This window comes from Roseobacter sp. N2S, from assembly GCF_031454055.1.
In the GTDB taxonomy this organism is placed as follows: domain Bacteria; phylum Pseudomonadota; class Alphaproteobacteria; order Rhodobacterales; family Rhodobacteraceae; genus Amylibacter.
Genome location: NZ_JAVDQB010000006.1, coordinates 289,230 through 302,839 on the forward strand (window position 1 = coordinate 289,230; position 13,610 = coordinate 302,839).

Genomic DNA, 13,610 nt, shown 5'->3' on the forward strand with positions numbered 1-13,610 from the left:
CCCCGCGCCCGCTTCAATGTTCCCTAAATACTCCTGCCGGAGGCATCCTAAGGCAGCAGCCCAAGCCGCCGCACGCAGATCACCCCCGATTCATCCGATTCTCAATCAGATCATCGACCACACTTGGATCCGCCAAAGTTGATGTATCCCCAAGCGCGCCAAAATCATCCTCGGCAATCTTGCGCAAAATCCGCCGCATGATCTTACCCGAACGGGTTTTCGGCAGGCCGGGCGCCCATTGGATCAAGTCAGGTTTGGCAATCGGGCCGATTTCCTTACGCACCCAATCAGACAGCTCTTTGCGCAAGTCCTCGGTCGGTTCCACACCTGACATCAAGGTGACATAGGCATAAATCCCCTGCCCTTTAATATCATGTGGGTATCCCACAACCGCACTTTCAGCGACTTTATCATGGGCGACCAAGGCGCTCTCCACTTCGGCCGTGCCCATTCGGTGACCCGATACGTTGATCACATCATCCACACGGCCAGTGATCCAGTAATAGCCGTCCGCATCCCGCTTGCAGCCATCACCGGTGAAATAATAGCCTTTGTAATCCGCAAAATACGTGGCCACAAACCGGTCATGATCGCCGTAAACCGTGCGCATCTGTGCAGGCCAGCTGTCTTTCATACACAGAACGCCCTCGGCCTCGACTGTGGTGATTTCCTGACCTGTCTGCGGGTCCAGAACCACAGGTTGCACACCAAAAAACGGCAAGGTACAGGACCCGGGCTTGGTTTCAATTGCACCGGGCAGTGGCGTCATCAGATGCCCACCGGTTTCGGTCTGCCACCAAGTATCCACGATGGGGCATTTGTCCTTGCCCACCACTTCATTGTACCAGTGCCAAGCCTCGGGATTGATCGGTTCCCCGACGGTGCCCAAAATCCGCAAAGACGATAGATCGCATTTGGTTACAAAGTCATCGCCCAGCCCCATCAACGCCCGGATGGCGGTGGGGGCCGTGTAAAACTGGGTAACTTTATGTTCATCGCAAACCTGCCAGAAACGGCTGGCATCGGGATAGGTTGGCACCCCTTCAAACATCAAAGTGGTCGCGCCATTGGCCAGCGGGCCATAGACAATATAACTGTGCCCCGTGACCCAGCCCACATCCGCCGTACACCAGAAAATATCGCCGTCTTTATAGTCGAACACATATTTATGGGTCAGCGACGCATATAAAAGATACCCAGCCGAGGAATGCACAACCCCTTTGGGCTGGCCCGTGGACCCCGATGTGTACAGGATAAACAGCGGGTCTTCGGCATTCACCGCAACCGGTGGACAATCAGCCGAGGCGCCCGCCATCAGCGCCGTATAAGAATGATCGCGCCCCGCTTTCATGCCAACATCCGCGCCGGTGCGTTCAACCACCAGCATGGGAACATCGCCGCTGATTTCCATCGCCGCATCTGCATTCACCTTTAACGGAGTCGCCTTGCCCCCGCGCGGCGCCTGATCTGCTGTCACCAGCAATTTGGCATTACACCCTTTGATCCGCGCGCCCAAAGCATCGGGGGAAAACCCGCCAAAGACGATGGAATGGATCGCGCCGATCCGCGCACAGGCCAGCATTGCATAGGCGGCTTCGGGGATCATCGGCATGTATAAAACAACGCGGTCGCCTTTGGTGACGCCCAGCGACTTATAGACATTGGCCAGCTTGCTGACTTCGGTGTGCAATTGGGAATAGGTGATGTGTTTTGACGGCTCGGTCGGGCTGTCGGGTTCCCAGATGATCGCCACCTGATCGCCGCGTGTGTCCAAATGACGGTCCACGCAGTTTTCACAGACATTCATCTCGCCGTCTTCGAACCATTTGATCGAAACATCGGGATATTCAAAACTGGTGTTTTTAACTTTGCTAAACGGCTTAGACCACTTTAACGCCGCGCCCTGTTCCCCCCAAAACCCCTCGGGGTCTGTGATCGAGGCCTCATACAGGGCCTTGTACTTGTCCGCGTTAATATGCGCGTCCCGCGCAATCGCGTCCGGAATCGGGTGTTTTTCCATAGGGCTTTTGTGTGCTGACATAGCTTGCCTCCTCCTAACAAGTCACCGCAGTATTGTCCGCTTACCATGACCTTCGGCAAGGGCTTGACGAAATTTAGACAAAATCTGTCAATATGTCTGTAAGCGGACGGATTTATTGGTGTTTTTTGTAAAATTAGTGACGGAAACTGTCTCAATTCTGTAAGAAACTTAACCAAACGCAAAATTTGGGCCCGCATCCGTTACGAAATGAAAGACATTTCACGATAAAACGACTCGCTCAATTTCTGCTTGCTCCTCCGCCGATTGGCCGTTTGCAATGCTCAGAAGCCCCCTTAAAATGCACCTTCTGATGATGCCGCGAAAGGCCCGAGAATGACCCGCATTTTTGCTCTATGGATAACAGCGAGCCTATTCGCGCTTGGCACCCCTGCCAGCGCCAGCCAGATCTGCACCCTGATTGCAGAGGCTTCATCCGGTGAAATCCTGTTGGAAAACGGCGATTGCAGCACCCGCGTGACGCCCGCCTCTACCTTTAAAATCGCGCTGGCGGTCATCGGGTATGACACAGGTTTCCTGACGGACGCCCAAACACCGCGCCTGCCTTATAAAAAAGAATATGTCGCATGGGGCGGAAAAAACTGGACACAACCAACAAATCCGGAACGCTGGATGAAATACTCGGTGGTTTGGTATTCCCAACAAATCACCAAATCCTTGGGCCAAGACACACTGGAACGCTATGCCCGCGCCTTTCAATACGGCACGGCAGATTTTTCGGGGGACGCAGGCAAAAACAACGGGTTGGAGCGGGCGTGGATTGAATCCTCGCTGAAAATATCCCCGCGCGAACAAGCCGCTTTTCTGTCTGGCTTGGTCAACCACACCCTGCCCGTGCGCAAGGATGCCATCTCAAAAGCCCAAAAAATCGTTGAGGCGGTACACTTGGGAAACGGCTGGACGCTGTACGGCAAAACCGGATCAGCCTATCCCCGCAACGCAGATGGTTCATTTAACCGCGCCCAGGCACGGGGCTGGTTTGTGGGTTGGGCGCAAAAGGACGGTAGAACCTTGGTGTTTGCCAGACTCAATCAAGACGAGAAACGCACCAAACCCTCATCCGGCTTGCGCGCACGTCAAGAATTCATCACAGACTGGCCCGCTTTGCTGGCTGCCTTTCCCTGAAAGACCGGCATTGATCTGCACCTTCAGAACGCTCCGCGAGAGGTACTTCAGCTCTAAAGAAACCACGTCGCCAAAATTTGATTGTTTCTTTTGAGCATAATTACCTCGGGGTTTCAGGGGCAGCGCCCCTGATCAGCAGGCTTGCTTTTCATTTCGCTCAAACGCTATGCTCGGGCCAGTCGCAATTGAATTTCTGGGAGGAAAATCATTATGAAACTGAAACATTTACTCTGTGGATTGCTTTGTGGATCGGCTGCCTCGGTCCTGATTGCTGCACCTGTTGCGGCGCAAACTAAGGTTGAGTTCTGGCATGCCTTTACTGGTCGGCTGGGCGAATTGGTGGCCGCGCAGGTGGAAACATTCAACGGTGCGCAATCTGAATATGTTGTCGAGGCTAGCCATAAAGGCAATTATTCTGAGACCTTGAACGCAGGTATTGCCGCTTTTCGCGCAGGTGAACAACCTGACATCCTGATGGTGTTTGAAGTCGGCACAGCCACGATGATGGCCGCCAAGGGCGCTGTGAAACCCGTGTATCAGGTGATGGCAGAATCCGGCGCGGATTTTGATGCGGATGCTTATATCGGCGCGGTGAAGGGCTATTACACATCCAGTGACGGGGAAATGTTGTCCCTGCCGTTTAATTCCTCGACACCCGTGCTGTGGGTGAACCGTGATGCATTGGCGGCGGCTGATATTGATCCGGACACCGATCTGACCACTTGGGAAAATGTCGGTGCGGTGTTGGACACGCTAAAGGCCGCAGGCAGTGAATGCCCGATGACCACGGCGTGGCAAAGCTGGATTCATCTGGAAAACCTGTCCGCCTATCACAACACCCCTTTCGCCACCAAAGCCAACGGGTTTGGCGGATTGGATACTGAACTGGCACTAAACGGCCCTATTCAAACCGCCCATATCACCGCCATGGGCGAATGGGCGCGGGATGGGAAGTTCATCTACGCAGGGCGCCGCAATGAGGGTGGTGCGAACTTCCGCGCTGGCGATTGCGCGCTGTTCACCGAAAGCTCGGCTGGCTATGCAGGCATTAAAGCAGAGGCAGAATTTGAATTCGAAGTTCGCCCGCTGCCCTATTGGGCCAGTCAGGTTGACGCGCCCCAAAACACCATCATCGGCGGGGCTTCGCTTTGGGTCATGGAGGGTCAATCCGCTGAGGAATACAAAGGCGTTGCAGCGTTTTTGAACTTTCTCAGCTCTGCCGAGGTTCAGGCCAAATGGCATCAGGACACAGGCTATCTGCCGATCACAACTGCGGCGGCGGACCTGACCCGTGAACAAGGGTTTTACGAATCGAACCCTGGCACTGATGTAGCAGTGAAACAAATGACCACCAATGCACCCACCGAAAACTCCAAAGGTCTGCGTCTGGGATCGTTTGACCAAATCCGTGGCATTATCGACGAAGAGCTAGAGGCCGTTTGGGCAGGTGACAAAGACGCCAAAACTGCTTTGGACAGTGCGAAACAACGGGGCGACGAATTGCTGCGCCGTTTCGAACAAGCCAACCGTTAGGCCCGTTGGCACCCCCTCCCCAGCGGGGGTGCCATTTCATTTGAATGGAAAAGCGCGTCACTTTCAAAGGCTTCTGGTTGCCGCTTCTGCTGGTTTTGCCGCAGTTAATCATCACGGCTGTCTTTTTCTTTTATCCCGCAGGGCAGGCGATCTGGCAGTCACTGTTCATTCCTGATCCTTTCGGCCTGTCGATGAAATACGTCGGCCTTGGCAATTTTGAATACCTGTTTGGTAATGCCTATTACCGCGCGTCCTTTGTCACCACTGCCGTGTTCTCGATCCTTGTCACCGTGGTTTCCATGGGCATCGCCCTGTATCTGGCGGTTCTGGCGGATCGTTTGATCAAAGGGTCCGGCGTCTATCGCACCCTGCTGATCTGGCCTTATGCCGTGGCCCCTGCTGTGGCGGGGGTGCTGTGGCTGTTCATGTTCAACACCCGCGTTGGTGTCGTGACATGGTATCTGGGGCAGCTTGGCTATGACTGGAACCATGTTCTGAACGGCCAAGAGGCTATGGGCCTTGTGGTGGTTGCATCCGCTTGGGGACGGATCAGCTATAACTTCCTGTTTTTTCTGGCAGGGCTGCAAGCCATCCCAAAATCCGTGATCGAGGCTGCGGCCATTGACGGCGCGCGGTTCTGGACACGGTTTCGCACCATCGTTTTCCCCCTGCTATCCCCCACCACGTTTTTCCTGCTGGTGGTGAACATCGTTTATGCGTTTTTTGAAACCTTCGGGGTAATCCACACGATTACCAGCGGCGGGCCGCAGCAATCCACCACAATTCTGGTTTATAAGGTGTTTTCTGACGGGTTTGTGGGACAAGATCTTGGGTCTTCTGCTGCCCAATCGGTGGTTTTGCTGGTGATCGTCGGCCTGCTGACCATCGTGCAATTCAAGTTCATTGAACGGCGGGTGCATTACTGATGGCACAGCGCACAGGCATGGTGGAAAAACGCGGCTTCGGGCTTTGGATGACCCATTTGGGGCTGATCGTCGGGCTGTTGTTTGTCTTTTTCCCAATCTGGCTGGCCTTTGTGGCCTCGACTGTGTCCCAACCGGAAATCGTCAAACCGCCAATGCCCTTGCTTCCGGGCGGGCATTTTTTTGAAAACTACCGCAAGGCGCTGGTGGCTGGGATCAATGCGCCTGTGGCTTGGATGATGGTTAATTCCTTGGTGATGGCCCTTGGCATTGCCCTTGGCAAGATCGTGATTTCCCTGTTATCCGCCTTTGCCATCGTCTATTTCCGCTTTCCGGGGCGCAAAACCTTTTTCTGGCTGATCTTCCTGACCCTGATGCTGCCCGTCGAAGTGCGCATCGTTCCCACCTATCAGGTCGTCGCCAATTTCGGCATGCTCAACAGCTATTCCGGCCTGATCTTTCCGTTGATTGCATCCGCCACCGCCACCTTTCTGTTTCGTCAGTTTTTCATGACTGTGCCCGATGAACTGGCCGAGGCCGCCCGCGTTGACGGGGCCTCGCCTATGCAATTTTTCCGTGACATCCTTTTGCCCATGAGCCGCACCAACATCGCCGCCCTGTTTGTGATCCTGTTCATTTACGGCTGGAACCAATACCTGTGGCCGCTGCTGATCACCACCGATCCGTCGATGAACACCATCGTGATGGGCATCAAACAGATGTTTCCGTCAGGCGATGATATTGCCGATTGGCCCGTCATCATGGCCACATCCATTCTGGCGATGATCCCGCCTGTGATTGTTGTGATCGGAATGCAGCGGCTGTTCATCCGCGGCCTTGTAGAGAGCGAGAAATAACCATGGCAACCGTCAGCCTGTCTGCCCTGAAGAAATCCTTTGGCAAAACCGAGGTGATCCACGGCGTGGATATTGACATCAAGGATGGGGAATTCATCGTGATTGTCGGCCCGTCGGGCTGTGGTAAATCCACCATGCTGCGGATGGTGGCGGGGCTGGAGACCGTCACTTCGGGTGAGGTGCGGATCAATGACACATGCGTTAATGACCGCGAACCAATGGACCGGGACATTGCCATGGTGTTCCAGAATTACGCGCTTTATCCGCATATGAGCGTGTTTGACAACATGGCCTACGGGCTAAAAATAGCAGGCACGCCGAAAGCGGAAATCACAGAACGGGTGGAAACGGCGGCAAAACTGCTGCAACTGGCCCCCTATCTCAAACGCCGCCCCCGTGAATTATCCGGGGGGCAGCGCCAGCGGGTGGCCATGGGGCGCGCCATTGTGCGCAAACCTGCGGTGTTTCTGTTTGACGAACCCCTGTCCAATCTGGATGCCAAACTGCGGGTGCAAATGCGGCTGGAAATCAAACAACTGCAACGCCGCCTTGGGGTGACCGCGCTTTATGTGACCCATGATCAGGTTGAAGCCATGACATTGGCCGACAGAATGATTGTGATGAACGGCGGCGTGGCCGATCAGATCGGTGCTCCGCTGGACGTTTACGCCAATCCCGCCACCGAATTCGTCGCAGGGTTTATCGGCTCGCCGCCCACCAATTTCATGAAGGCTGCGCTGGCAAACAGCGCCCAGCCTGATGCGGTTACGCTGGGGGTGCGCCCCGAACATTTGCAGATCACCTCCAGTGGCAGCGGTCGGATCAACGGCACGGTTCTTTATACAGAATCCTTGGGGGCCGAGACCCTGATCCATGTGCAATTGCAAGACGAAACCATGCTGACCCTGCGACAGAACGCGTCAAATTCTCCTCCTACCGAAGGGGCGGAAGTGGGGTTGAACTGGCAGGACAGCGATCAGATGCTGTTTGATAAAAACGGGCGGCGCTGTTGATTACAGCGGCCTAAAAAACGCCGCCAGCCGATCCGTATCAATCGCCTTACAGGTGATCCCCGCAGGTTTCACCGACACCGCATCTTCGCCCGCGACGATGGCATTGATGACGGATTCCTCAATCGACTCCACCACAGCCAGATAAAACGGGTCAAGATACTCACCGTTCAGCGTGGTTTTTGTGGAAAAAGCGGTGGCATTTTGCGGCATCGGCTGCGGGTTTGCGGTGGAAAACGCCAGAAAAATATCGCCCGAGTTATTGCCGCCGGGCGTGCCATTGCGCCCGATCCCGATGGCCGCCCTTTTGGCAAACTGGCGCAGATGCAGACCCGACAAGGGCGCGTCAGTGCCGATAATGACAATGATCGACCCGGCTTCGCGGTCCATCAGGCGATTCTCGGTCATATGCTGGCCAATGGGGACGCCCAGCACATTCAGCCAAGGCCGCAGCCCGTGGTTGGCCTGCACCAAAGCGCCAATTGTATAGGTCTGCCCCTCGACCGAGACCTGCCGCGAGGCCGTTCCCGTGCCGCCCTTGTATTCATAGGAAATCATCCCGTTTCCACCGCCGACTGATCCTTCGGCCACAGGGCCGCTTACGGCGCTGTTCAGCGCGGCTATGGCGTGCTCTGACGTGACATGCATGGCATTGATGTCATTCAGAAACCCGTCGTAGGTTTCTGCCACAACAGGCATGGCCCAAGCGTGACCCTCGCCAAAGTATTGCGCGTAAGTGTCGATCATCCAGCGGGTTGTACCATGATGCACCGCCCCTACCCCGTGGGTGTTGGTGATACAAATCGGCCCCATGAAATACCCCGCATCATTTATCCAATGGGTGCCGGTCATTTCGCCATTACCATTCAACGAATATTGCCCTGCCCAAACCGGCTGCGGCGCAGCGCTATCCTCTCGTGGCAAAATGGCCGTGACGCCTGTGCGCATGCCCTTTGCGGGATCGCTCAGCGTGGTAAACCCGACGCGCACACCGGGCACATCCGTAATGGCGTTATACGGACCAGGCGTGCCCGCAAAGGGCAGCCCAAGGGCGCGCGCGCGTGGTTTGGTCATGATATAGGGCCTTTCACGTCAGTCGGTTTGGCGGGATCGCAGCCATAATCCAAAGGCAGCAATCAGCACAGAAGCGAGGATAATCAGCGTTGCCATCGCATTGATTTCGGGTTTCACCCCGCGCCGGATCATCGAGAAGATAAACACAGGCAAAGTGGTGCTGCCGGTGCCAGAGATAAAATACGTGATGACCAGATCATCCATAGAGATCACAAAAGCCAGCAACCCGCCGCCAATAATACCGGGGGCCAGTTGGGGCAACAACACTTTGCGCAGGGTGGTCATTTCATTGGCACCCAGATCGGCAGAGGCCTCTTCCAAGGCAGGATCAAGCCCCGCAATCCGCGCCTGAACGATGATGAACACATAGGAGGTTAGAAACGTGCAATGGCCGATCACGATGGTCAGCAAGGACAGGTTCATGCCGATTTTTACAAAGAACAACAGCAGCCCGATACCCAGAACAATGTCTGGCATCATCATCGGGGCTAGCAAAAACCCCGAATAAAACCCGCGCGCACGGAATCTATAGCGCGAAATCGCGATGGCTGTGGCGGTGCCGATCACCGTTGAAATCGTCGTGGTAAACGCCGCTACTGTTAGCGAGTTTTTCAGCGCCGCAATCATCTGATCCGTGCTTTCCACATAAATAGAGCGGTTGGCCCCCGCACTGGCGGCACGGTCTTGCAACCCCAGCAACCCACGGTACCAATCGAGCGTGAAATGGTCCCAAACCATCATATTGACCGGATTGGAATTAAACGAATAGACGATGATGATGAACAACGGCAGATAGATAAACGCATAGAAACACAGCGAAAATGCGCTTAGCCCCAGCCATCCAGCGCCCTGTTTGCGCAGTTTGAAAAAGCGGCTCATGGAGTCACCCCCGCCGTCCGACTGCGCCGCAGGAATACCAGCAGCACACTTAGAACCACGGCCATGATAATCATAGACAAAGCCGATCCAAACGGCCAGTTGCGGGCCGACAGGAACTGTTGTTCAACCAGATTTCCAACCATAAGGCCTTTGGCACCGCCCAGCACATCCGGCACCACAAAATTGCCCACCGACGGGATGAACACAATCACCGCCCCCCCAACAATACCAGCGAAAGTCTGGGGTAGGACCACTTTGAAAAAGGTCTGAATGCGGCTTGCGCCCAGATCGGAACTGGCCTCAACCAGTGCCATATCAAGGTTATCCACGGCGGCAAACACCGGAAGGAACATAAACGGGATCATCACATAAACCATCCCCAGCACCACAGCAAAAGGCGTGTACAGAATATCGAGCGGCGTATTCACAATCCCGGCCCCTAGCAGCACCTGATTGATCAACCCCGAAGGTTTCAGGATCAACAGCCATGCGTAAAGCCGCACGATCAGACTGGTGAAAAAAGGTAAGGTGATCAGGAACAGAAAAAACATGCGCCAGCGTTCGGGCAGGCGACTGACCCAAAAGGCAGTCGGATAACACAGCACCAGCGCAGCAAACACCGTGAACACCGCAAACATCAAGGAACGCCCAAGGATGATCAGGTAAATCGGCTCATAAACCTCGATGAACCCGTCAGCCCAGCCAAACACTCGACCGTAATTCCAGTGATAAAAATTCCAGACCACACCGCCGTAAAGCCCTGGTTCCAATAAGGAAAACACGGCGATGATCAGCAGTGGCCCCAGAAAAAATATGCCCAGATAGATCGTGACGGGCGCCAAAAGCGCGGTCAGTATCCAGCTTTGCCGTGCGCTGCGAGCCATTAGCGGGACTCCAGAATATGAACGACAGCAGGGTCATAAGACAGGGTCACCTGCGCTCCGACCTCTGGTGATCCGGCATCGTCGCGGGCGCTGACCTTGATCTCTTCTCCCCCTGCGTCGGGCAGCACCAAGTAATGCAAATCCGACCCCAGATAAACCTCGCGGGTGACTGTGCCGGACAAGGTTTTTCCTGTTCCGCCAAACCGAAAATCCGAAGGGCGCAGAATGACCGTGGCCGTTTGACCCGACACAATCCCTTCGGCCTGAACCAAAAGCTGCATCCCCTGCGCGGTCTTTGCGGTGGCAACACCGTTTTGGATGTCAGCAAAGGTCACATCGAACAGGTTGGTTTCGCCCACAAACTCGGCCACAAACCGATTGCGGGGTTTGCGGTAAATTTCACGCGGTGTCCCGATCTGTTCGATCTGGCCTTTTTGCATCACCACAATGCGGTCGGACATGGTTAATGCCTCTTCCTGATCGTGGGTTACAAAGATAAAAGCGATGCCCAGATCGTCTTGCAGGCTTTTCAATTCCAACTGCATTTGTTGGCGCAAGTTCCGGTCCAGCGCGGACAGGGGTTCATCCAGCAACAGCAGTTTGGGCTGCGCGATAATGGCCCGCGCCAAAGCCACCCGCTGACGTTGCCCGCCTGACAGTTGCGAGGGTTTGCGACTGCCCATATCCGCCAGCCCCACCTTGGCCAATGTTGCATCCACGCGGGCTTTGCGGTCTGCCTTAGCCACCCCAGCCACTTCCAGCGCGTAGCCTACGTTCCGCGCAACCGACATATGCGAGAACAATGCGTAGCTTTGAAACACCGTATTTACCGGGCGCTTATGGGCAGGCTGATTGCGAATATCGACACCATCCAGCATCATTTTGCCGTCATCAAGTTGTTCAAACCCGCTGATTGCCCGCAGTAAAGTGGTCTTGCCACAGCCCGATGGGCCCAGCAGGGTCACAAATTCATTCGGCCCCACATCCAGATTAATCCCATCTAGCGCGGCCACTTTGCCGCCCTCAGGCGTGTCATATTCACGCCGCGCATTGCGCAGCTCAAGAAATTGCGTCATGTTTTTATTCCGTTGATCGGACCGCCACGCACAAGCAACGGCCCGAGGGTATGTTGACGCTTATTGCGCGGTTCGGATTGTATTCCACGCACGGTCATACAGCTTTAACGTGGCGCCAAGGTCTTCGAATATTTGCAGCCGCGCCATTGTTTCAGGCCCTACATTGATGTTCGGATCGTTGCGAATAATGTCAGGGATCATGTCACGGGCTGGAATATTCGCCGTGCCGTTGAACTGCTGCTCTACATTCATCACAGCAATTTCCGGACGCAGATAGAACTCCATAAAGGCTTTTGCCTCTGCCTTATTTGGCGCCGTCTTCAAAACACACATGTTTTCCTGATACATGGTCGCCCCTTCGGCAGGCAGCATATAATCAACATCGTCCATTTCAGAGGTCAGAACATTCATCCCGACAAAGAACTGGGTCGCCGCTAGATCGCCTGCAGCCATCAAAGCCTGACTGTCATAGGTAAAGGCGGTAACGTCTTTTTTCTTGGTCAGAATATATTCCATTGCCTGTTTGATTTCGGCAGGATCGCTGGAATTCACCGAATGGCCATTCACCATCAAACCGATGGCAAGCACCTCTCGCATGTCGTCCAACAGGGTGATTTTTCCGCCAGTCTTTTCAGGGACAGCAAAGAAATCTTCCCATGTTTTCAATTCACCGGTGATGGATTTATTGTAGAACACACCGACCGTACCCCAAGCATAAGGCAGGCAATAGGCGCTTTCAGGGTCTTCCTTGGAGCGGAGGGAAACAGGGTCGATATTCTTAAAATTTTCGGATTTATTGATGTCTGTACGTTCCAAAAGGTCAAGTTTGACCATGACATCCTGCATGTGAACCGATGGGAAAACGATGTCATATCCGGTGGCGCCGGCTTGAATTTTGGCCAACATTTCCTCATTTGACGAATAAGTATCAAGATTGACCGCTATGCCGGTTTCCTCGGTGAATTTTTGTAGAACCTCGGGGTTGATGTAATCTCCCCAGTTGTAAAGGTTCAGCTTGCCGTCGGCGGCAGCAACAGTTGCTGCCCCCAGCGCCAAAGTGGTTGCCAAAACGGCAGATTTTGCGATGGTTTTCATTCGTAACATTCCCTGTTGTTTTGCCCCAAGCAGGGGCAGGAGAAGAATTGGCGTTATTTTTGTGTCGTGATTCGCCAAGTTCGGTGTTATTAATGTCATAAAATCTAACAATATGAATAAATGGTGTAAAGCTGTCATGACAAATAAGATCATATCCCGTGCAGGCACCAATCAATTTGGCGGCATGGCACGTTCTGCATTCGCCATAAAACTTGAAGAAATGCTACCAGACCTAACAAAATCAGAGGCCGCAATTGCCCGGTATCTGATGTTGAATGAAGCCGCGATCGGCCTTGAAACGGGTGCCTCGCTGGCGGCAAAGACACATGTTAGCGAAATAACAGTCAGCCGGTTCCTGCGCAGATTGGGATATAAGGGAATGCAGGCGCTCAAAACCGACCTCAGCACATCGCAAGTCAGCAACGGACTTGATTTGCAAGGCCGCCACCTTCGATTGCTGAACGACGATTTGTCCCGATCCCTGAAACACGAAGCCGAAGCGATCCTTGATCTGGCCGCACAAATTGCCAAACCCGAATGGAGCAACGCAATCGACGTGATTGCCAATGCCGATGATGTAAGCGTGACGGGGTTTCAAACCATTCGGGGCCTGGCCGAAGATTTTGCCCGCCGCCTGTCCATCGTGCGCGGATCCGTCCGGTTTGTATCAGCCCATGATGCGGGGCTGGCGGAATGGATTCCGTCCAAGCGGCGCGCAAAGGATAAAAAGGTTCTGGTGCTGATCGACATCATCCCCTACGCCCGCGAAGCTGAACCGATGGCCAAACTTTGCACAGAAATGGGAATTGATCTGGTTGTGATCACCGATGAAACCAACAACTGGGCTTACCCCCATACCCCCCATGTGTTTCACGCCAGCACGCGTATGGGCACCTTTCTGGAAAGCAACGGCCCAATGGCCACCCTCTTAAACATCGCGCTGCATGAGGTTGCGGGCCGTGACCCAGAACGGGTCAAACAACGCCTAGACAGCTGGCCCTCTCTGATGCGTTGTTTATCGTTGTGGTGATTTTGGTTGGTTTTGCGGATATTCCCCGGCGGATTTGGGTTTTAGAACGCAAAAAGCCGCCCGAG

Annotated in this window: 12 protein-coding genes; 6 read left to right on the forward strand and 6 right to left on the reverse strand. The window is 54.4% G+C overall.

Going from position 1 to position 13,610, the window contains the following annotated elements; all coding sequences use genetic code 11:
• Positions 1-79: 79 nt before the first annotated feature.
• Entirely contained in the window at positions 80-2,041 is a 1,962-nt protein-coding gene (acs, locus tag GGE09_RS15665; protein WP_309747096.1) for an acetate--CoA ligase, read from the reverse strand.
• 333 nt (positions 2,042-2,374) lie between these two features.
• On the opposite strand from acs, the gene blaOXA reads away from it, so the two are divergent.
• The 5 genes from blaOXA (at position 2,375) to GGE09_RS15690 (ending at position 7,510) form a co-directional block, all read left to right on the forward strand.
• Positions 2,375-3,184, forward strand: coding sequence for a class D beta-lactamase (gene blaOXA, locus GGE09_RS15670; protein ID WP_309747097.1), 810 nt, complete (start codon positions 2,375-2,377; stop codon positions 3,182-3,184).
• Positions 3,185-3,394: 210 nt separating this feature from the next.
• Positions 3,395-4,717, forward strand: coding sequence for a sn-glycerol-3-phosphate ABC transporter substrate-binding protein UgpB (gene ugpB, locus GGE09_RS15675; protein WP_309747098.1), 1,323 nt, complete (start codon positions 3,395-3,397; stop codon positions 4,715-4,717).
• Between the two features lie 44 nt (positions 4,718-4,761).
• On the forward strand, positions 4,762-5,643 hold the full coding sequence (ugpA, locus tag GGE09_RS15680) for a sn-glycerol-3-phosphate ABC transporter permease UgpA (protein WP_309747099.1): 882 nt from the start codon (positions 4,762-4,764) through the stop codon (positions 5,641-5,643).
• A 17-nt stretch (positions 5,644-5,660) separates the two neighbouring features.
• Positions 5,661-6,497, forward strand: a complete 837-nt coding sequence (gene ugpE, locus GGE09_RS15685; protein ID WP_309747113.1) for a sn-glycerol-3-phosphate ABC transporter permease UgpE — start codon at positions 5,661-5,663, stop codon at positions 6,495-6,497.
• A 2-nt stretch (positions 6,498-6,499) separates the two neighbouring features.
• Entirely contained in the window at positions 6,500-7,510 is a 1,011-nt protein-coding gene (locus GGE09_RS15690) for a sn-glycerol-3-phosphate ABC transporter ATP-binding protein UgpC (RefSeq protein WP_309747100.1), read from the forward strand.
• On the opposite strand, the gene GGE09_RS15695 is transcribed toward GGE09_RS15690, so the two are convergent.
• From GGE09_RS15695 to GGE09_RS15715, 5 genes are read right to left on the reverse strand one after another with little or no spacing between them, the layout of a single operon-like run.
• Entirely contained in the window at positions 7,511-8,581 is a 1,071-nt protein-coding gene (locus GGE09_RS15695) for a P1 family peptidase (RefSeq protein WP_309747101.1), read from the reverse strand.
• 18 nt (positions 8,582-8,599) lie between these two features.
• Positions 8,600-9,460, reverse strand: coding sequence for an ABC transporter permease (locus GGE09_RS15700; protein WP_309747102.1), 861 nt, complete (start codon positions 9,458-9,460; stop codon positions 8,600-8,602).
• The gene (locus tag GGE09_RS15705; protein WP_309747103.1) at positions 9,457-10,344 is read right to left on the reverse strand and encodes an ABC transporter permease; all 888 of its coding nucleotides are present in this window, start codon (positions 10,342-10,344) and stop codon (positions 9,457-9,459) included. The genes GGE09_RS15700 and GGE09_RS15705 overlap by 4 nt, the downstream gene beginning before the upstream one ends.
• On the reverse strand, positions 10,344-11,420 hold the full coding sequence (locus tag GGE09_RS15710; protein WP_309747104.1) for an ABC transporter ATP-binding protein: 1,077 nt from the start codon (positions 11,418-11,420) through the stop codon (positions 10,344-10,346). Before GGE09_RS15710 ends, GGE09_RS15705 begins: the two co-directional genes overlap by 1 nt.
• A gap of 60 nt (positions 11,421-11,480) precedes the next feature.
• The gene (locus tag GGE09_RS15715) at positions 11,481-12,515 is read right to left on the reverse strand and encodes a spermidine/putrescine ABC transporter substrate-binding protein (RefSeq protein WP_309747105.1); all 1,035 of its coding nucleotides are present in this window, start codon (positions 12,513-12,515) and stop codon (positions 11,481-11,483) included.
• A gap of 136 nt (positions 12,516-12,651) precedes the next feature.
• Between GGE09_RS15715 and GGE09_RS15720 the strand changes: the two genes are divergently transcribed.
• Positions 12,652-13,545 (forward strand): MurR/RpiR family transcriptional regulator, encoded by an 894-nt coding sequence (locus GGE09_RS15720; protein ID WP_309747106.1) that lies wholly within the window; start codon positions 12,652-12,654, stop codon positions 13,543-13,545.
• Positions 13,546-13,610 lie beyond the last annotated feature (65 nt).

Excerpts from the sequence above, each read along its gene's own strand:
- GGE09_RS15715 (WP_309747105.1), bottom strand. The coding sequence starts at position 12,515 with ATGAAAACCATCGCAAAATCTGCCGTTTTGGCAACCACTTTGGCGCTG.
- blaOXA (WP_309747097.1), top strand. The coding sequence starts at position 2,375 with ATGACCCGCATTTTTGCTCTATGGATAACAGCGAGCCTATTCGCGCTT.
- GGE09_RS15720 (WP_309747106.1), top strand. The coding sequence starts at position 12,652 with ATGACAAATAAGATCATATCCCGTGCAGGCACCAATCAATTTGGCGGC.
- GGE09_RS15690 (WP_309747100.1), top strand. The coding sequence starts at position 6,500 with ATGGCAACCGTCAGCCTGTCTGCCCTGAAGAAATCCTTTGGCAAAACC.
- GGE09_RS15705 (WP_309747103.1), bottom strand. The coding sequence starts at position 10,344 with ATGGCTCGCAGCGCACGGCAAAGCTGGATACTGACCGCGCTTTTGGCG.
- ugpE (WP_309747113.1), top strand. The coding sequence starts at position 5,661 with ATGGTGGAAAAACGCGGCTTCGGGCTTTGGATGACCCATTTGGGGCTG.
- GGE09_RS15700 (WP_309747102.1), bottom strand. The coding sequence starts at position 9,460 with ATGAGCCGCTTTTTCAAACTGCGCAAACAGGGCGCTGGATGGCTGGGG.
- acs (WP_309747096.1), bottom strand. The coding sequence starts at position 2,041 with ATGTCAGCACACAAAAGCCCTATGGAAAAACACCCGATTCCGGACGCG.
- ugpB (WP_309747098.1), top strand. The coding sequence starts at position 3,395 with ATGAAACTGAAACATTTACTCTGTGGATTGCTTTGTGGATCGGCTGCC.
- GGE09_RS15710 (WP_309747104.1), bottom strand. The coding sequence starts at position 11,420 with ATGACGCAATTTCTTGAGCTGCGCAATGCGCGGCGTGAATATGACACG.
- GGE09_RS15695 (WP_309747101.1), bottom strand. The coding sequence starts at position 8,581 with ATGACCAAACCACGCGCGCGCGCCCTTGGGCTGCCCTTTGCGGGCACG.
- ugpA (WP_309747099.1), top strand. The coding sequence starts at position 4,762 with ATGGAAAAGCGCGTCACTTTCAAAGGCTTCTGGTTGCCGCTTCTGCTG.